Here is a 19,936-nt window from a genome sequence, read left to right as displayed (position 1 = left end):
TTGAAACTTCGACTTGGATTTTTGAAATTAAGTACATCCATTAAGTAGCAGAATACAAGTATCAGGACAGTATATTTTTACAGGTTTAATATCCTGAATATTACCTCTTTGGGTAAATAAACTATCAATTAACATGGTATGTATCATTATGCCCTGGTACATAAAATTATCGGACAGACCCTTGGCTAAAATCTGATGAAAAACCTTCTGGAGGCCGTTTTCATTGAAATAATCACAAGGCAACACGCCAACAGGTTGATCTATCTGGCATAACGTGCTTTGAATCTACTAAGCTTTTAAAAGCCTCCACTGTAAAGAAGGAAAAGAACCTGCCATTTGCCTCCAACTTTATATAGTTCTGTAAACCTAAGCTCTACAAACTTGAAGCAACAGCTACCTTAAAAGCGCCTGTTCTTTTACTCCCTGATCAATGCCACCCGCTTCACCTGCTTCTGTTTTCCTATTTGCAGGGAATAAAAATACATACCGCTGGTTAAGTGCTTGCCTTTCTGGCCGGTGCCGTTCCACTCAACTTCGTGCGCTCCTGGAGCAAGTGAAGCATCCAGTAAATAAGCCACCACTTTTCCAGAAAGATCTAAAATACTTACCCGCACCTGCTCTTTCTGCTTTGTTTCAAAAGCAAAGGTAATTTTATCTGAAAAAGGATTTGGGTACGCTGCCTTTCCTAAATCGTCTAATGCCGGCTTGCTGCTGGTTACATTTCCTTCTTCTAACAACCAGTTTAAGTAAATCTCGAGGTTGGTATAGCCTTCGGCAGTAACGGTATTGCCATCGTTGGCATTAGCAGGATCAAGGCCGCGCGCCAGCTCCCATTCGTCCGGCATACCGTCATTATCCGTATCTGCCGGCGCTGACAGCGACTGTAGAACAGGCCAGCCGCCTACATCTGTCTGCGAATCGATGATGCCAGGCCAGGTGGTTTTAGAACCGGCAAAGGTGGCTGTACCGGTGCGTACGTCTTCAACGGCACGAATGTCTACAGCATCGCGCTTAAGGCTTGCTCCTGCTCTTTCCAGCACGGCTGCATAAGCCTCTTCGGCTGTATGGTTGGTCGCCATCTCATATTCAATCGGTTCTTGTAAACGCGATAAGGTTCTGTCAACACCGGTATCGTAATCAACACCGCCGTTCCAGTTATCGGCTGTTACGGTGGGGTTACCTGTTACATGGTTGCCATTAATATAGAATTTCCCGTATCCGGGGCCGAACTTAGGGTCCTTCTCGAACGACATCTGCATAATGCGCCTATTCCTGTTAGCAGGCGTGGCCGGACCTGGCTTGTAATAGTTGTTGACGATGTTATAATTACCGTTCTCACCTCCATAGGCACTGTTCCCGCGCCAGTTGTAGATCACGTTGTTCCTGAAATCGACATGCTCATAGGGCACGGAACCATTATTAATGCCAGATCGCCCGCCACCGTTGAACCGTGGGTTACGGCTATTATGGTGTGCCAGCAAATTATGGTGGAAAGTTGCTTTATCGCCGCCCCAGATGCCGCCATAGCCGTGGTTATCTTTTTCGTGGAAGGATTTGTTAAGGCTCTCGCTCAGCAAGCACCACTGCATGGTAAAATTCTGGTTGGCGTAAAAGGAGGAGCACTCGTCAATAGACCAGCTCATGGAACAATGGTCGATGATGATGTTTTTACGATATCTTCCCCAAAGGGCATCCTGTTCGTTTTTGGTTAAGTCGCCCATTCTAAAGCGCAGGTAGCGAATAATAACATTATCAGCGCTCACTACCATCTCATAATTCTGAATGGTGATGCCATCTCCTGGTGCTGTCTGTCCGGCAATAGTCAGGTTTCCATTCGTAATGTTAAGTCTCTGATTCAAAACAATATTGCCTGATACTTCAAACACAATCGTGCGGGCACCTGATTCGGCAATGGCTGCCCGAAGGCTTCCCGTACCGGAATCGTTCAGGTTGGTTACTTTAATTACCTTGCCACCACGCCCGCCTGTTGTAAACCGGCCAAAACCCTCTGCACCCGGAAAAGCGAGTTGCTGTGCCTCTGCAGAAGCATAACCAAGCACGAGTAGTAAAAGTAGCATGCTCTTTAATCTGGTAAACATTTTCGTCATAGATATAAAGCTTGTAATGAAAAATAGCAGCGCTATAAGTACCAGGGTATTTGGGGAAGACGGACTGTACTGCAGCTATGGCAGCTGGTTCAGGCAATCTAAAAAACATGACGTTTGGCACCGAGCTGCGCAATCGTTTGCATATTACGAATATAATTCGATTTTCACAAACGATAGTTAGGTTTAGATACTGGTACCGTCTCTCCCAAATGTGTTATAAAAGCTAAAGGTACAGTATCAGCTAAACCACTTTATACAGGCAATGCCGATTGAACTATAATAAAAAGTTGAGCTTACAGGAGTGGAGTTTTCTGAATTGTAGAAATGCCATGTAGGAAGCAATTAAAATACTATCATCTAACTATTTCAGGCAAGCACTAAGGATACTATGCCTGGAAGAAATAAGCGGCGTTAACATTATGTACTAACAGCATTTGAAAACTCCTTTCCTTCATTTACTATGCTCGTGTTGAAAGAGGAAACCATTGTTACAGAAGATCCTTTTGGAAAAGAGTTCTAACAGACACTGAATTCAGATAAAGGTGTTGTGCGCAATCGATTACTTAACTTAAACACTGTAGATATACCAGAAAATGTTTCTGTGTATGGAAATCCTCATAATTAGAAAGGATGTCTTGGAGCACGAGAAAGAGAATAAACGTCGACCACGAGATCAACTGCAGAAACTACGCATCAGGTATAGAAAACAATAGTGGAAGTCATATATTTTTTTTGAAAACATAGTGCAGCAAGCAGGATTTTTTTATATTGCAACCGATTGCAACAACAATTGATAAATACTTCCGGTTATGGATAAAGATATAACAATCTATGATATAGCGAAAGAATTAGACCTCTCTCCTACTACTGTGAGCAGAGCGCTAAACGATCATCCGGCCGTAAACAAAAACACCAAGCAAAAAATCTGTGACATTGCGGCGCAAATGGGCTATAGGTCGAACATCTTTGCCAGCAACCTCCGGAAGCAACGCACCAATACCATCGGGGTTATTGTACCCCGCCTTAACAGCCCCTTTATGTCGTCGGTAATGGCGGGCATGGAAAAAGAAGCCAACAACGCTGACTATAACCTGATAATTACGCAGTCGCTGGAGACCATGCAAAAGGAGATAACCAATGCCCGCACCATGTTCGATAGTCGTGTAGATGGCCTGCTGGTCTCGCTGGCTTATGAAACAGACACCATGGATCATTTTGAGCCATTTATCAGCAAAGGTACGCCTGTTATTTTTTATGATCGTGTAATTGAGCATAACCAGTGTACCAGCATTGTGATAGATAATTTCCAGGCAGCTTACAAAGCTACCTGCCACCTGGCCAAACAAGGTTGCAAACGCATTTTGCACCTGACCGCAAACCAGAAACGAAACGTATATGCCGACAGGCTAAAAGGCTATAGATACGCTCTAATAGATAACAACCTGCCCTTCGATGAGTCTTTCGTCCTCATCACGAACCTGAGTGAAGAGGCTGGCGTGGAGGCGGCACAGCAGATTCTGAAAATGCAGCCTATGCCCGACGGTCTTTTCGTATCGAACGACACTGCTGCGGTAAGCTGTATGAGAGAGTTACAAAAGGCCGGAATAATGATACCAGATGATATAGCAGTAGTTGGCTTCAACAACGACCCTATTTCAAGGGTTATTGAGCCAAACCTGACCACCGTGAATTACCCTGGCTACGAAATGGGCGAAGTAGCTGTCCGAAGTCTGATTCATCACCTCAACGGCTTATCTGACATTACCATCACCAATACCATCACCCTCCGTTCCGAATTGATTGTGCGGGCTTCCTCCCTTAGAACGAAGATAGAATAGTTCTTTATCTTCTGCCACTTCCAGCTGCTGACCTGTGTCGGGTTACGGGCAGCTTTCCTTTTGCCATACAACAACTCCTATGATACACAAAACACTCACCCTCACAGCACTGCTCATCCTGGTGCTCAGCATGGGCCGCTCCGTACTGGCGGAAGATGGTTACAGGCTGTGGTTGCGCTACGACCAGGTGCAGGATGCCAACAAGCTACAGCAATACCGGCAGCAGGTCTCCGAAATAGTTATAGAAGGCAGCAGCCCGACGCTGGCTATTGCCAGAAAAGAATTGACGCAGGGGCTAAAAGGCCTCCTGGGCCAGGACATAATTTTCACGAAACAACCCACCAAAGCCGGTGCCCTGGTGGCAGGTACGCCTGCCAGCTCACCTGTAGTGGCTGCCTTGCAACTAAATGATAAACTCAAAGCTGTTGGCCCCGAAGGTTACCTCCTGCTGACCATGCCCGTGAATGGCAAAAACAGCACTGTGCTGGCTGCAAACACAGAGGTGGGTGTGCTGTATGGCACCTTTCATTTTCTGCGCCTACTCCAAACTGCCCAGGACATCAGCAAGCTCTCGATCAGCAGCTCCCCCAAACTACAGCACCGCGTGCTCAACCACTGGGATAACCTCGACCGTACCGTAGAACGCGGCTATGCCGGTTTCTCGCTCTGGGACTGGCATAAACTACCGGGCTACATAGATCAGCGGTACCTCGACTATGCCCGCGCCAATGCCTCCTTAGGAATTAACGGTACCGTGCTTACAAATGTAAACGCCAACGCCCTGGTGCTTACAAAAGAGTACCTGGTAAAGGTGGCTGCCCTGGCAGATGCCTTCAGGCCGTACGGCTTAAAAGTGTACCTGACAGCCCGCTTCAGTGCCCCCATAGAAATAGGTGGCCTGCAAACAGCCGACCCGCTCGACCCAACGGTACAAACCTGGTGGAAAGACAAAGCCGCTGAAATTTATAGCTATGTGCCCGACTTTGGGGGCTTTCTGGTGAAAGCCAACTCTGAGGGGCAACCAGGGCCGCAGAACTATGGCCGTAACCACGCTGATGGTGCCAATATGCTGGCAGATGCCGTAGCGCCCCAAGGTGGCATTGTGATGTGGCGCGCCTTTGTGTACGATGACAAAGAACCCGATGACCGCGCTAAACAAGCTTACAATGAGTTTAAACCGCTCGATGGGCAGTTCCGGAAAAATGTGATGGTGCAGGTGAAGAACGGCGCTATCGATTTTCAGCCCAGAGAGCCTTTTCACCCGCTGTTTGGAGCTATGCCTAAAACGCCTATTATGATGGAGTTCCAGATAACGCAGGAGTACCTGGGGCAGGCAACGAACCTGGCTTACCTGGCACCTATGTTCCGCGAAACCCTGCAGGCCGACACCCACACCAAGGGAAAAGGATCTACTGTAGCAAAAGTAATAGACGGCACCCTCGATAACCACACCTTAACAGGCATAGCAGGTGTAGCCAACATTGGAAACGACCGCAACTGGACCGGGCATTTGTTCGGGCAGTCGAACTGGTATGCTTTCGGGAGACTTGCCTGGAACCACCAGCTTTCTTCTGAATCCATTGCAACCGAATGGATTAACATGACCTTTTCTACCAATGCCAACGTTGTACTGCCGGTTCAGGATATGCTGATGACCTCGCGCGAAGCTGTGGTTAACTACATGACACCACTGGGCCTGCACCACATTATGGGCTGGTCGCACCACTACGGCCCCGGCCCCTGGATAAAAGACAAGCACCGCGCCGACTGGACATCGGTTTACTACCACCGCGCCGATGAAAAAGGTATTGGCTTCGACAGAACCAAGACAGGTAGTAACGCCCTGGCCCAGTATGCACCTGCCGTACAAAAACAGTTTGGCAACCTCAAAACCTGCCCAGAGGAGTTTTTGCTCTGGTTCCACCATGTAAGCTGGGATCATAAGCTAAAGTCTGGCCGAACGCTCTGGAACGAACTCTGTTACAGGTACTCCGACGGAGTGCAGCAAGTGCGCGACATGCAGCAAAACTGGGCGAAAGTAGCACCTGCGCTAGATGAAGAACGGTTTGCCCACGTGCAATCGTTGCTGAAGATTCAGGAGCAGGAAGCCAGGTGGTGGCGCGATGCCTGCCTGCTCTACTTCCAGACATATTCTAAGAGACCCATACCACAGGAGCTGGAGAAACCAACCCAAACCCTGGAGTACTACATGAACCTAGATCCGCAGTTTGTGCCTGGCATTTAATATTTAAATAATCACTTAGCTTATAAACAGGCTAATTTATATCTAATCATAAAAGTTTGCTTCCTAAGGAATACCAACTTCTGTAATACTACAACTTAATTGTAAATCAGCTAGTTACTAATAACTTCAAACGTATCAAAATTACTAAATACATATGAACGAGCATACTACTGCAGCACCCAAAATAGCGATAGTAACCGGAGGCGGCTCCGGACTTGGTTATGCCATCGTCGAAAAATTTGTGCGAAACAATATACGCACTATCATTATCGGAAGAGATGAGCAGAAACTAAAGCGCGCCAAAGAAGCCTTTGGCGACATGTGTTCCTGCATCTCATTCGACCTGAGCCACCTGGACCGCATTCCGGGGCTGGTACGGGAAATAGAAGCTGAATTTGGCCGCATAGACATTCTGGTAAATAACGCCGGAGTAAACATGAAAAAACCTTTTGTGGAAGTAACAGATGAGGATTTTCAGAAGGTGCTGCTGACCAACGTAACATCCGTATTTGCCTTAAGCCGCGAGGTGGTAAAGGTAATGCTGCCCCAGGGGCAAGGCTGTATTATCAACATCAGTTCCATGGCCGCCCAATACGGTATTCCGAAGGTAATTGCCTACACAGCCGCTAAATCAGGCATAGAGGGCATGACCAAAGCCATGGCAGTGGAGCTCTCGCCGCTGGGCATCCGGGTAAACTGCATCGCCCCCGGTTTTATCGCCACCGACATGTCGGCCAAAGCACTGGACAACGACCCTGAACGCAAAAACAAAGTAATGTCGCGCACCCCGATGGGCAGGTTAGGCGCACCAGACGATGTGGCAGAAGCCGTTTATTTTTACGCCACCGACGCAGCCAAGTACGTTACAGGCACCATACTACCTGTTGATGGCGGTAACTCTATCGGGTTTTAGCCCCTGGGCAAGCCTCAGGAAGAAATGCTCTTGAAGTGCTTCTGAAGGCCGTGTTAGTTCGCATAATTGTCACCTTCAGCAAAGTTCTGTATCAAGAAAACAAGTAAAAGGAACAGGATTCGGGAAAGTTGTCATGTTCCAGACCCTTGGATAAATTCTGACTAAAACCTTTTGGAAGGGCCAATTCATTAGAATAATTTATTGAACGCATGCCTCCTTTAGATCAAGCTTTAAAAATACGAATATGAATATAAGAAAAACCTGGCTTAGCACGTGCCTGGCGCTGGCGTGTATCGGTTTTACCCAACGAGGCGATGTTGCCCTGAAAGACTTGTATAAAAAGGACTTCTATATAGGAGCAGCCCTAAACGGCAGGCAGGCAGGTTCACAAGATCCGCAGGCAGAAGCTATAATAGCCAGGCACTACAACACCATCAGCCCTGAAAACCTGCTGAAATGGGAATCGGTGCATCCCCGCCCCGACAGCTATAACTTTAAACCCGCCGACGATTATGTAGCACTTGGCCAGAAGCACAACATGTTTATTGTAGGGCATGCACTGGTGTGGCACCAGCAAACGCCGGCCTGGGTGTTTGAAGATGAGCAGGGAAAACCACTTGGCAAGAACCAGTTACTGAAGCGCATGGAAGAGCACATACAGGCTGTGGCCGGTCGGTATAAAGGCAAAATTAATGGCTGGGATGTGGTGAACGAGGCACTGAACGACGATGGCACCATGCGCCAGAGCAAATGGCAGCAGCAGATAGGCGACGATTTTGTGGCGCAGGCCTTTACCTTTGCCAGAAAAGCAGACCCTGCAGCCGAGCTATACTACAACGACTACAACATGTGGAAACCAGCCAAACGCGATGGCGCCATCAGGTTGGTAAAAAGCTTGCAGGAGAAGGGCATAAAAGTAGATGCCATAGGCATGCAGGGCCATTGGGGCCTAAAGACCCCGACCATCGCCCAGATAGAAGAAAGCATTGTTGCCTTTGCAAAAACAGGTGCCAAGGTGGTTATTACGGAACTCGACATCGATGTGCTCCCTAATCCGAGCAACCGCCAGGGAGCCGATATAGACGCAACCTTCGGCTTTGACGAAAAATACAACCTCTACACCGATGGCTTGCCAGACGATGTACAGCAGGAGCTGGCAGCACGCTACGCCGAGATTTTCAAGCTCTTCCGGAAGCACCAAGACAAAATCAGCAGGGTTACGTTCTGGGGTGTAACCGACCGCGACTCCTGGCTCAACGATTGGCCTATAAAAGGAAGAACAAGCTACCCGATGCTCTTCGACCGGAACTACCAGCCTAAACCAGCTTTTGAGGCAGTTGTAAAGGCCGCAGCAAAAAAGTAGCTTCTGGTTTTTGATTGCTCACGATGCACTGCTCCTACCCTCCGGATTTTATTTGAAGCTGACACGAGCTTAGAATAGAAGCCACAATAAGGCTGCTTATTGGTAGCTTACCGATTTAATAATGTAATACCTTCTACACCTTCAATAACACAACACAAACTATCCTTTTACCTTAAAACCAAAGGGCCTGCCGGTACAATACCAGCAGGCCCTTTGGTTTTAAGTATTTAGGTTCTATTCTTGTCTATTTATAACCTCATCTCCTATTAGGGTAAGATGTTACTTCTGATTGCCGGATAAATGAGGGCACGATCGTTTTGCCTGGTAAATTGACTATTGCTTCAGGCTTAGCTTGCAAATTATTCAAATGAAAATAGCCTCCAAAAGGTTTCACATCCAAATTTTGCCAAGGGTCCGGCCGGTTTATCTCAGTTGAACACACCTAAATAGCCTGATCTAAGCTTCTTCCGATTGAGCCGTAATGGTCTGGATGCTGCCGTCAGGGTTATGCTGCAGCTCCGTTACTTTTATGTTGCGAAGGTGCGTTTTGCCGGAGCGTTGCGTGTCGTGGTAGAATAGGTACCATTTGCCGTTGTGCTCTACAATGGAGTGGTGGTTTGTCCAGCCTTCAACCGGGTTCAGAATAACTCCTTTGTAAGTGAAAGGCCCCAGAGGGCTGTCGCCGGTGGCGTAAGCAATGTTGTGAGTGTCGCCGGTGGAGTACGAGAAGTAGTATTTACCGTTGTACGTATGCACCCAGGCGGCTTCAAAAAAGCGGCGTTCGTTGTCGCCAGTAAGTAAAGGTTTACCGTTTTCATCGAGCAGCTGCACATCTTTGAGAGGGCCATCAAAAGAGAGCATATCTGCGCTCATTCGGGCAACTTTCGGCATCAAGGCAGGCTGATCATCTGCTGGGTATTTATCTTCTGCCTGGTAGGTTCCTGTGCTCCAGCGTTGCAACTGACCACCCCAGATACCACCCAAATACATATAGGAGGTTCCGTCGGTATCGGTAAAAACAGCCGGGTCTATGCTGTAGCTGTTGGCGATGGGCTGTGGCTCCGGCTTAAACGGTCCGGCTGGCGAATTGCTGGTGGCAACGCCGATCCTGAACACATCCTGCTTATCTTTAACAGGGAAGTAGAGGTAATATTTTCCGTTTTTGTGCGCAGCATCTGGTGCCCAAAGCTGCCGCCCTGCCCACGAAATATCCTTTATATCGAGCACCTTGCCATGGTCTGTTACTGCACCGCCTACACTATCCATGGAGTACACATGGTAGTCGCGCATATCGAAATGGGAGCCATCGTCTTTTTCAGCCACTCCTGCATCTATGTCGTGCGATGGGTAGATGTAGATTCTGCCGTCGAACACATGTGCAGAAGGATCTGCCGTATAATTATCGGTCACCAACGGCTCCGACAGGTATTTTTTAGAACCAGAAGTCGCGCCTGGTGTATCGGTCTCCTGCGCCTGGTTTTCGGAAGCATTGTTTTGGCAACCGACTGCAAATACGGATGAAAAGGCCAGCAGGAAGATTGCTTTCTTGTAAGTGGAGTGTCTGTTCATTTTATAGTACATGATTTAAATTTATATTTTAAGTACAGTTGTTATAACAACCTCAGCAACTTCTAATGAAAAAACTGAAGATAATATTTCTGAACGATCCATTAAGGAGCCCTTGACTTAAAATTGCTGATTTACCTTCGGAAGGCTATTTTCATTCAAATAATTTGGTTATTGATGGTTAAATTGTTGTTTTGAATGGTTACAAGTAAAACTATCTGAAGTTTCGCTACAAATAAGGTTGCATCTCAATTCGCTATTCTCAGAACTTAATTGACCGCCTGCGAGGTTTGCCTGTAGTTTTCGGGCGGACCCAGGTACGAAGGTTTTAAGCCGCCGGTATCAATAATAAGCCTTTGCAACACTACCCCGGGGTCTACCACCCAGAACTTAAGCACGTGCTCGCCCGGCTCCTTTACCTGATGCTTCGAGGATTTGATGTTGATGTTGTTTGCCACCCACTGATCCCATAGCTTACCAGTCTCGCCAGCATGCATGTTGATCAGCTGCGGTGTTTCGTCATCGATAGAAACGGCATAGCGCAGGCCTTGGGTATCGTTGAAATTGAGCGTTGGGCTAAGGTAAGCATGCACAGTAATTTCACCGGCCTGCTGCAGGGTTATGCGGTACTCCAGGCATGGGCTTTTGCCGCCAGGTTTTTGGGCCGGAGCTGTTACAGGAAAAGCAGTAATGGCAGAACCTATTCGGCCCAGGTCTGGCAGCAGTTGCCATTTTACCTGCTCCGTTTCCTGTGCCCTGATATACTGCGGGGCTTCTATGGTCAGGTAGCTGGAGCTGTGCACAAAACCCTGTTGCTGCGCTGCCTTTAGAGCCGTATTATTTACAAGTGCCTGTACCACCACCTTGCTGCCTTTGGGGCCGCTGATGGTTATCGGAACGCGATGCTGCCCCTGTGGCGCCTGCTGCCAGTCTACGCTCAGGACCAGTCGTTGCTCCTCCTCTACTCTGCCTTTGCCAGCCGATACTTTAAGCCAAGGTGCTCCTGCCTGCACTGTAAACTCGAAGGGCGTTGTGCCTCTGTTATAGATGTCGATGTAAGTAGTCTGCTGCTGCAGCGGATCCAGAGCAGGTAGCGTTGCCTCCTGCTTTGCCTCTGGCCACCAGGCTTCGCTGCCTTCTATGGCCACTCCCAAGGCAGCTGCGCTTGGCAGGTTCAGCGTTTTCAGCTCCGGGAGTACATCTTTCTCGGGTTGCTGCCAATAGGTGTAGCTAATGTGGGTCTGGTCCATCATGTGGTTCCATTTGCCGCCAGCCATAGTTTTGTTGTAGTACCTGCTCAGCTCCTGATCTTTTTCGAACAGCTCTTTTACACTGGCAGCCATTTTATTAGCGGCGGCCCGGCTTTGTTTGGCATAGAGCCAGTTGAGGCCGGTGTTTACGTGCAGCTCGTTCAGGTTGGCACAGGCCTTTATGGGGTGCAGCACCAACTGGTAATAGGCATCCCGATGTGCTTCCGGCAAGGCGCTGTAAACCTTCTCGGCCTCCTCTGCCAGCTGCTTGTATTCGGCCACCACCCGTTCTGCCTCCCGGTAGTTAACCAGGCTGTAGGTGTTGGGGGCAAGCAGTTCAGGCTTACGGCGGCTGTTGTATTTGGTGTAGCGGGCCACAAAGTCTGCTATGGCAGGTGCATGCTCTGCGCCAAACTCACGGGCAGCCCACAGTTGTGTGTACTCCTGAAGCCTCTCTATAGGCCACTTCTCCGGGTTCCAGGCGTAGTCAAGAAAGAACTCTGTAGGGAACTCCATTGGTTTGATATCACCTACGTTCACGATCCAGATTTTGGTGGCGCCGTAGCGATAAGCCAAGTGCATCTGCTCCCACACCCTGGGTATTGGGTTAGTATTAAGCCATTTGTAATTTCTTGGGCCACCTACATAATCGTAGTGGTAATAGATGCCGTAACCGCCTGGGTGCGGTTTTTCGTTTGGTTTGGGCAGCTTCCGGATGTTGCCCCAGTTGTCGTCGCATAGGAGTAGCGTTACATCATCGGGTACGCGCATGCCTTTCTCGTAGTACTCCTGCACCTCTTTGTAGAGCGCCCAGAGCTGAGGCGTTTGAGAGGCGGGTTTTCCGGTTACCTCTGCAATAATCTGGCGCTGGTCTTCCACAATTTTCTCCAGTAGGGCAATGTTGCTTTCTTCACTCATCGGCTCATCGCCATCGCCGCGCATGCCTACCGATACGATGCTCTCTTTGGTGCCCATGCGCTCGATGCCTTTGCGCCAGAACTCCTGCAGGTTGGCTTTGTTGGTGTCGTAGTTCCACGGGCCGGAGCCGTAGCGGCGCCATTCGTCGTGGGCGCGCATGAGCGGCTCGTGGTGCGAGGTGCCGATAACCACGCCATACTCATCGGCCAGCGGAGCATTGAGCGGATCGTCGTCGCTGAAGGCGCTGCCCCACATGGCTGGCCACAAATAGTTTCCTTTCAGGCGCAGCAGGAGTTCAAATACCTTGTCGTAAAATTTATGGTTAAAGCCTCCGAACTGCTCCCTCGACCAGCCACTCAGGGCTGGAGCCTCATCATTGATAAATATACCACGGTACTCCACCACCGGCTCGCCTTCGGTGTGGCGGCCAGGCAGCACGAACAGCTGCTCTTTCTGCCGCACCGGCACATCGGCCCAGTAGTACCACGGCGACACCCCGATTTGTGCCGACAGGTCGTACATGCCATAGATGGTGCCGCGCTTGTCACTGCCTGCAATTACCAGAGCCCGGTCTACACCTTTCATCGGTTTCTCCACCACCTGTATCAGGAAAGTTTCGCGTTTTCCGGCCACGCCCTCCACCGCCAGCTTCTTCTGTTTCACCAGCTTATCGATCAGCGGACTTTTGCCCAGTGTTCCGATCAGCACAATTTCTTTCTGTTTGGAGGCAGGCGAATTACTGACGGTAAGAACCGGCTCCGTTTGTGTTACCCGCTTCACATCGGCTTGCAGGTGCTTTGCCACCCGCATAACCCCCGGAAAATCCTGAGAGCTTACATACAGTGGAGCCGCTTTACCAGCTGTCGCTAACGAGAAACTTCCGGCTACCTTCTGGTTAGAGATGTAGGGCTTCTGACCTACGGTGGCTGCCGCTGCCAGTGGCAGCAGGAGGCAAAGCAGGAGCAGGAGCCGTAGCTGGTACCATGGTTGCGCCACTGCAGCACCCATGGCTGGTGGCATTGTTCTTAAATGGGTTTGATGCCTGAAAAACGTCATGCTTACTTATCGTGTTGCAACCCACAAATAGAAAACCCATCTGCAGGTAAGAGGTTAACTTCTTACGCTTTGCGCAAATTATTTGAATGAAAATAGCCTTCCGAAGCCTTGGAGCCAATAAGTAGTCAAGGGTCCGGACGACTGCTTACTAATGTAATGACCGCTCGATGCCCATTTCCAGGCCCCGCAGTTCCGCCAGGCCTCGTAAGCGCCCGATAGCAGAATAACCTGGGTTCGTAACTTTGTGCAAGTCGTCGAGCATCTGGTGGCCGTGGTCTGGTCGGAAAGGGATTGGCTGCTCCCGTTGCCGGTTAATTTCTACCAGCTCACGCATTACGCCATACATGTCTACATCTCCTGCCAGATGATCAGATTCGTAGAAGTTACCTGACTCGTCGTGTTTCACATTGCGCAGGTGGGCAAAATAAACCCGGTGCCCTACGGCTTTCAGAATCTCTACCGGGTCGTTATGCCGGCCAGCACCAAGTGAGCCCGTGCAGAAGCAGATACCATTCGGCTCCCGGTCAACTCGCTCGATTATATACAACAGATCATCTTTAGAGCTGGCAATGCGGGGCAGGCCAAGTATGGGGTACGGCGGATCGTCCGGGTGAATGGTCATGTTGATCCCTGTTTCCTCACACACCTCCATAATACTCTCCAGGAAATAAGCCAGGTTCTCGCGAAGGCCGGCATGCCCGATCTCTTTGTAAATGCCGATGCTGTGCGTAAGCTGCTCCAGTGTGATGCTGCCTTCTGTGGGCACACCCATTAAAATAATATCGGCCAGTTCCTGCAGATAAGCTGTCGGCTTCGTCTCCACCCGCTGTTTGGCCTCTGCCACTACTGCTGCTTCGTAATCTTGTTCAGCACCTGCTCTTTTCAAAATATAGAGGTCAAAAACCGCCAGATCGGTCCAGTCGAAATAGAGGGCTTTGGCACCGTTTGCGAGTGTGTAGGCGAGGTTGGTGCGGGTCCAGTCGAGTACGGGCATAAAGTTGTAGCAGACCGTCCGGATGCCGCAAGCAGCGATATTGCGCAGCGACTGCCGGTAATTCTCGATGTAAAGCTCGCAATCGGTACTGCGGGTTTTAATGGCCTCATGCACCGGCACACTTTCTACCACAGCCCAGGTAAGGCCTGCTTCCTCTATTATTCGTTTGCGCTCCTGTATCTCCTCCAGTGGCCAAACTGCGCCGTGTGGCATGTGGTGCAGGGCACTCACTATGGCCGTGGCTCCTGCCTGCTTTATATCCTGAAGTGTAACGGGGTCGTTGGGGCCGTACCAGCGCCAGCTTTGTAGTAAGGGCATATTAATTTATAGTTAAATGAAAGAAGCTGATTAGTTTTATAAAGTTACTATAATCGATAAGTTAGATAAAAGGGCTGCCTAAGGAGCAGCCCTTTTATCTAACTCATTTAAAATATTATGAATTCAGGTGATACAGAATTTAAAAGTATGGTAGAACAGTAGCCAATGTTCATTTTTAATTCTGCTTAAAAGCAGGCTTGGTTGTCCCGTCTGCTCAACCAAGCCTCTCTAAATAAATAAATATAATATTAATTATAATTCGGGTTTTGGTAAGCAGCCTTTACATCAGGGCTTACATCCATCCGATCTAACTGTGCTTGCGGAATTGGTCGAAGGTAATGATAAGGTTCTATTGTTCGTGTTACAGTTACTGGTGTATGATCTCCATATCTGTCTCCGCCTATACTGTAAGAGGAAGCAAGTTCATTCCACTTTTGCGTACGTACCAGATCGTACCAACGGTAACCTTCGCCAAAATACTCGCGTGAGCGCTCTGCCAGAATATAGTTAACATCTAAAGTGGCAGGTGTTGCCGCTACCATGGCTGCGCTGTTGTCTTCTACTTTGGCAACATTGCCATTGTTGTTCCAGCGCCACATACCGGCACGTGCCCGGATAACGTTTATCAAATCTCTGGCGCTCTTACCACCTTGTGGAGTAGCTCCCTTTACAGCTGCTTCAGCAGCTATAAAGTACAGTTCTGAGAATTTGGCAATATGGAAAGGGCGAGTACTGCCGGCATTGGGTTGTCCTAATCCGTCACCATTATCGGTACGGTAAGGGCCCAGCTTCCAAAGGCCAGGATATACAATTCTGCTTATGCCTTGTGGTGAAATTACAAAATCGGCTCTTCCCGGAAGTTCTCCTGCACCCACATTGCTTCTTCCTGCTTGACCTGGTGCAGGGTAACTAATAGTTCCTGCAGGTTCTTCGTTCAGGAATGTAAGAATGGCATCACCTGGTTGAACTGGAAGTAAATTAGCATTGTAAAGCATAGGATTAGCAACCCCGCCTTTCGGCCAGTTTCCACGATAAACAGTTGTAAAAGTGCCATCGTAGCGCGAGTCATTGGTTTTATCTGCAAACGTATTTGTAATGGCACCAATTGTGGGAGCCATACGCGTCCAGGGGCGGCCAAGTGCCTGCACAGCTTCGCGTTGAACAGAAGAAACAGTCGGGTTAGACCAACTTGTCTCACTAGTTGAGCTTCTGATGTTGGTGTAGTTCCATGTCATCATCCAGCCGGCAAAGTTATCGGGTGCGCCGCCATTACCCCAGGTAAGGCTGCCACCATTATACAACTCGCTAGCCTCAGTATGATCGGCAAACAATAGCATTTCTTTGTTGCGGTCGTTTTGCGCCAGATTCACATCATAAAAGGTTTCCATCAGACCGAAAGGACCTGGATTATCTATGGCTGAGGCTGCTATATCATAAGCCTGCTGGAAATACCACTGGGCATTATGGCCATCCGGATCAACTCGTTGTGCAGCCGGGTAAGTAGGAATATTATTGGGATTCTCCAGCCACCACCCGTAGGTTAAGTAAGCTTTTGCCAGATATAGTTGTGCTAACGTTTTAGTTGCCCCGCCAATCATTCGCCCGGTTACAGGCAAATCTTCTACTGCCCTAATTAAGTCAGGGAATATGGCTTTGGTATAAACTTCCGGCACCGTGTTACGAACAGAATTCCTATTGGGAGTTCTGTTAAACTGTAACTCTCCTGAACCCAAATCTAAGGGCACACCACCGAACGTCTGCACCAGCAAAAAGTAATCGAAGGCACGGAAAAATCTTGCCTCAGCAACTAGTGCCGGCGAAACGGTGCCAACTAAAGCAGCATTTTCGATAATGCCGCTAGCAGTGTTAATATTAGGGAATGCATTCTCCCATAACCTGTCGGCGCGGCTGTTGTTGGAGTTAATAACACCTCTACCTGATAAGTCCATTACCAGGAAGTTCTCATCAGCATCTCTGCCGTAGGTAACTTCATCGGTGCCTGTTAGTCCGGTGTTATAGTAGTAGGCATCGCCATAAATCCAACGCAAGTGCGCGTACATCGACGTTAAGCCACCATCCAGCCCCCTTTCGGTCTGGAAAAAGCTGGGATCATATATACTACGGGGCTGTTCATCCAGAATATCTTTGCACCCCACTAAGGCCAGTGTTAAGGCAGCCGTGCCTATAAATTTCTTAATTTTATAACGTTTCATTAGTATCTTTTTAGAAAGTAACATTTAAACCAACCAGAAAACTGCGTGTTGAAGGTGCGTTTGTACCGATCGTTAAAAAGCGATTAGGAGTACCAGTTGTTACAGCCACATTTTGATCGGCATAGGAGTTGGTCTCAGGGTCCATGCCTGATTCTCTGTTATATGGCGAGAATAAAACAAAAGGATTCTGTGCTGTAACGTAAAGGCGCAGATTACTGAATCCTGCTTCTTTAATCCAGTTGTTCTGGTTAAAATTATAGCCCAGGGTAATGGTGCGCATTTTCAGGTAAGACGCATCGAAATAACTCAAAGTGCTGGCATATCTGGGGTTGTCGCCGCTGGTTGCGCCACCTGGTCTTGGGTATTTGGCATCAGTGTTTTCTGGTGTCCAGTAATCTACATTAATGTTTCCGCGTCGTCCGTTCAGCATGTTCAGGTAGCCCGACGATCCATAGAGTGTGCTAATAAGGATGCCTCCATTCTGAAATGCTCCTACTGCAGTCAGGTCGAATCCTTTGTAAGCAACTCGTGTGTTAAATCCGCCCTGGAAGTTAGGAGTTGTATCCAGAATCTGTCGGTCTTGAGGCCCAACTGGTCTTGTTGGTGTGCCATCAGCAGTATAATCGCCGGTATAGCGTACTTTTATCATGCCTACATTACCACCTGGCTCCAGGATATTAAGATGAGGATCTCCCTCTTGCCACAGGCCTGTTTTCTCAAAGTCATAGATAACGTTGATAGGGCTGCCTACAAACCACCACTGGCTTTCATTTCTTTGCTGCTCCCCTGCTAACGATACTATTTTGTTGCGGTTAGCATACATGTTTATACCCGCTTCCCACGTCCAGCCGTTAAGATTGTCCAGGATTACGCCGTTAAGAGCAAGCTCAATACCTTTATTTTGGGTTGAGCCAATATTAGTTGTAAAGCTTTCTGCACCTGATGTTCTAGGCAGAGGCAATCCAAGCAGAACATCTTCCGTGTTAGTTACATAATACTCCACAGTACCTGACAAACGATGATTTAAGATTGCGAAATCCAAGCCATAATTCCATGTTTTAGAAAACTCCCATCCTAATCTGTCGTTAGGTAACTGGTTTACCCATAATCCTGTCTGATAATCTGTAGGACCAAAGTTATAAGGCCTGGTAGCCAAGCGTCCTAAAGTGGAGTAAGCAGTTACAGCCTGGTTAGAGGTCTGACCATAGCCAGCACGCAACTTCAGCATATTTATAAGGCTAACATCCTGCATAAATGATTCCCTGGCAATATTCCAGCCTACTGATACAGCAGGATAAGTATTCCATTTATAACCTGGTGCCAGCACAGAAGAACCATCTGATCGCACAGTTGCACTAATCATATAGCGGTCATCATAGGAGTACATGGCCCGTCCCATCCAAGACATTAAGCCTGTTTGCCAGTATTGCTGCTGATTAGGATCAACTGTAATTTCGTCAGTGGCCAATCCTAGGTTATAAAACTGGAAGGCATCTGAAGGAATATTACGTCCTAGAATATGCGAACGGTTGAACCGGGTCTGAGACGCTGAATATAACCCAACTACATTTAAATTATGCTTCTCTGCAAAAGTGCGATCATAAGTCAGGATGTTCTCAATCGTATAGTCTGCAGTTACTGAATTGCTAAGTGTGCCGCTTGAAGGCGTTGTCGGAGTAACAGCGTTGATACCCTCACCAGTAAAAGTACCTGTTTGGCTATGACGGTAGTTTAAACCCAGGTTCGTGCGGAACTTTAACCCTTCCACGCCAGGAATAGCCAATTCGCCAAAAACATTGTTATAGGAGGCAAGAACTCTATTTTGATTCAGCCAGCGATCACTTAAGTCTTCTATCCTGTTTCTTTCAAACACCCACTGTTCATCGAGCGGTAGTCTTACAGTTCTTTTCAGGGAGCCGTCAGCATTGTATGGGTTTGCAATTGGGGAAGCACTTAACGTGTTGTACAAGCCAATATTTGCACCCTCTGTAGTACTGTAATTATTGTTTGTTGTAAAACCTAAACGGATGTATTTACCTACTCCTTGATCTAGGCTGCCTCGCATGGAATATCGAGTGTACTGCTGTGTAGGTACCACGCCCTGGTCTTTAAAGTAACCTCCACTGAAGCTGTAGCGACCTTTCTCTGTTCCACCGGAAACATTAATATCCTGGCTTGTAATGACACCTGTTTTGAAAAGTAAATCCTGCCAATCAGTATTCACACCCTCAGCCTCATCCTCTCCAAGCTGACCAGCATACTGCCCGGCAGCCTGACGGAGCGCAAAGAACTCTTCGCCGTTCATCATCGGATACCTGGAGAACACCGTTTTTGCACCAGTAAAACTGTTAAAAGTTATCTGTGCTTTTTGTCCTGCTTTACCTGATTTGGTTGTAACCAATATAACACCGTTGGCACCGCGTGAACCATAGATAGCAGTTGCAGAGGCATCTTTCAATATGTCTACACTCTGTATATCAATTGGATTGATATCGCCAATAGACCCTGGGAAAGGAATACCGTCTAATACTACCAACGGGTCGTTTGTAGCAGTTAAAGAGCGTGTACCCCGGATGCGTATCTGGGTGGTGGCACCCGGCTGAGAAGATGACTGTGAAAATTCTACACCTGGCAAGCGCCCTTGCAGAGCCTGTGAAATATTTGCTGACGGCACCTGGTTTAACTCTGCTCCACTTATAGAAACAACAGAACCAGTTACAGCTTCCTGCCGCTGCACGCCGTAGCCAATAACCACCACCTCATCAAGCGCTCTGGAGTCGCTTTGCAGGGTAACATTTATAGTAGCCCTATTGTTAACCGCCTGCTCCAGCAACTGATAACCGACAAACGTGAATACCAGCGTACCTGTTCCGTCAGGAAGGTTCAGTGTATAGTTGCCGTCTATATCGGTTGGAGCAGCATTAGAAGTTCCTTTTTGAAGCACCGTTACCCCCGGAAGGCCGGCACCAGTCTCATCTGTTACACGGCCGCTTACCCGGAAACTGCCGGTTTGCGCCAGCGTTTGCAGACTCAGGAAAAGAAAGGTTACCAGCATGGAGGCTACTTGCAAGGCTCTTGGCTTGCCCAGTTGCCCGCTGATCGCTCTTGGTTTTTGTGTAAAATCACATTTCATAGATATGTATTGTTTTTGAGG

10 protein-coding genes are annotated in these 19,936 nt (G+C 48.4%); 4 read left to right on the top strand and 6 right to left on the bottom strand.

Translation table 11 applies throughout. The features are described from left to right. Window positions 1-416: 416 nt before the first annotated feature. On the bottom strand, window positions 417-2,078 hold the full coding sequence (locus FVR03_RS05930; protein ID WP_222707176.1) for a T9SS type A sorting domain-containing protein: 1,662 nt from the start codon (window positions 2,076-2,078) through the stop codon (window positions 417-419). An 839-nt stretch (window positions 2,079-2,917) separates the two neighbouring features. Between FVR03_RS05930 and FVR03_RS05925 the strand changes: the two genes are divergently transcribed. From FVR03_RS05925 to FVR03_RS05910, 4 genes are all read left to right on the top strand, one after another. Further along, window positions 2,918-3,946 carry a LacI family DNA-binding transcriptional regulator gene (locus tag FVR03_RS05925; protein WP_147920813.1) on the top strand — a complete coding sequence of 343 codons (1,029 nt, stop codon included), beginning with the start codon at window positions 2,918-2,920 and terminating at the stop codon, window positions 3,944-3,946. Window positions 3,947-4,025: 79 nt separating this feature from the next. Beyond that, on the top strand, window positions 4,026-6,191 hold the full coding sequence (locus FVR03_RS05920) for an alpha-glucuronidase family glycosyl hydrolase (protein WP_147920812.1): 2,166 nt from the start codon (window positions 4,026-4,028) through the stop codon (window positions 6,189-6,191). A gap of 154 nt (window positions 6,192-6,345) precedes the next feature. Next, window positions 6,346-7,104 (top strand): SDR family NAD(P)-dependent oxidoreductase, encoded by a 759-nt coding sequence (locus FVR03_RS05915; RefSeq protein ID WP_147920811.1) that lies wholly within the window; start codon window positions 6,346-6,348, stop codon window positions 7,102-7,104. A 244-nt stretch (window positions 7,105-7,348) separates the two neighbouring features. Continuing rightward, window positions 7,349-8,467: an endo-1,4-beta-xylanase gene (locus FVR03_RS05910; RefSeq protein WP_147920810.1), complete on the top strand. Its 1,119-nt coding sequence runs from the start codon at window positions 7,349-7,351 to the stop codon at window positions 8,465-8,467. A 456-nt stretch (window positions 8,468-8,923) separates the two neighbouring features. Here FVR03_RS05910 and FVR03_RS05905 read toward each other — a convergent pair whose 3' ends face one another. The 5 genes from FVR03_RS05905 to FVR03_RS05885 all read right to left on the bottom strand — a co-directional run bounded on the left by FVR03_RS05905 (window position 8,924) and on the right by FVR03_RS05885 (window position 19,915). Continuing rightward, the gene (locus FVR03_RS05905; protein WP_147920828.1) at window positions 8,924-10,036 is read right to left on the bottom strand and encodes a glycoside hydrolase family 43 protein; all 1,113 of its coding nucleotides are present in this window, start codon (window positions 10,034-10,036) and stop codon (window positions 8,924-8,926) included. Between the two features lie 266 nt (window positions 10,037-10,302). Then, window positions 10,303-13,221, bottom strand: a complete 2,919-nt coding sequence (locus FVR03_RS05900; RefSeq protein ID WP_147920827.1) for a glycosyl hydrolase 115 family protein — start codon at window positions 13,219-13,221, stop codon at window positions 10,303-10,305. A gap of 184 nt (window positions 13,222-13,405) precedes the next feature. Beyond that, window positions 13,406-14,569: a mannonate dehydratase gene (uxuA, locus tag FVR03_RS05895; protein WP_147920809.1), complete on the bottom strand. Its 1,164-nt coding sequence runs from the start codon at window positions 14,567-14,569 to the stop codon at window positions 13,406-13,408. A 248-nt stretch (window positions 14,570-14,817) separates the two neighbouring features. Next, on the bottom strand, window positions 14,818-16,782 hold the full coding sequence (locus tag FVR03_RS05890) for a RagB/SusD family nutrient uptake outer membrane protein (RefSeq protein WP_147920808.1): 1,965 nt from the start codon (window positions 16,780-16,782) through the stop codon (window positions 14,818-14,820). Window positions 16,783-16,792: 10 nt separating this feature from the next. After that, a complete protein-coding gene (locus FVR03_RS05885) occupies window positions 16,793-19,915 on the bottom strand; it encodes a SusC/RagA family TonB-linked outer membrane protein (protein ID WP_147920807.1) in 3,123 nt (1,040 codons plus the stop codon). Between the last annotated feature and the right edge of the window lie 21 nt (window positions 19,916-19,936).

Origin of the sequence: Pontibacter qinzhouensis (assembly GCF_008017455.1) — a bacterium.
GTDB classification, from domain to species: domain Bacteria; phylum Bacteroidota; class Bacteroidia; order Cytophagales; family Hymenobacteraceae; genus Pontibacter; species Pontibacter qinzhouensis.
The sequence above is the reverse complement of the archived record's forward strand: the minus strand, read 5'-3'. Positions and strand labels throughout refer to the sequence as shown.

Bases quoted from the DNA above. Each gene is read 5' to 3' on its own strand.
- FVR03_RS05930 (WP_222707176.1), bottom strand. From the start codon at position 2,078: ATGCTACTTTTACTACTCGTGCTTGGTTATGCTTCTGCAGAGGCACAG.
- FVR03_RS05925 (WP_147920813.1), top strand. From the start codon at position 2,918: ATGGATAAAGATATAACAATCTATGATATAGCGAAAGAATTAGACCTC.
- FVR03_RS05920 (WP_147920812.1), top strand. From the start codon at position 4,026: ATGATACACAAAACACTCACCCTCACAGCACTGCTCATCCTGGTGCTC.
- FVR03_RS05915 (WP_147920811.1), top strand. From the start codon at position 6,346: ATGAACGAGCATACTACTGCAGCACCCAAAATAGCGATAGTAACCGGA.
- FVR03_RS05910 (WP_147920810.1), top strand. From the start codon at position 7,349: ATGAATATAAGAAAAACCTGGCTTAGCACGTGCCTGGCGCTGGCGTGT.
- FVR03_RS05905 (WP_147920828.1), bottom strand. From the start codon at position 10,036: ATGAACAGACACTCCACTTACAAGAAAGCAATCTTCCTGCTGGCCTTT.
- FVR03_RS05900 (WP_147920827.1), bottom strand. From the start codon at position 13,221: ATGCCACCAGCCATGGGTGCTGCAGTGGCGCAACCATGGTACCAGCTA.
- uxuA (WP_147920809.1), bottom strand. From the start codon at position 14,569: ATGCCCTTACTACAAAGCTGGCGCTGGTACGGCCCCAACGACCCCGTT.
- FVR03_RS05890 (WP_147920808.1), bottom strand. From the start codon at position 16,782: ATGAAACGTTATAAAATTAAGAAATTTATAGGCACGGCTGCCTTAACA.
- FVR03_RS05885 (WP_147920807.1), bottom strand. From the start codon at position 19,915: ATGAAATGTGATTTTACACAAAAACCAAGAGCGATCAGCGGGCAACTG.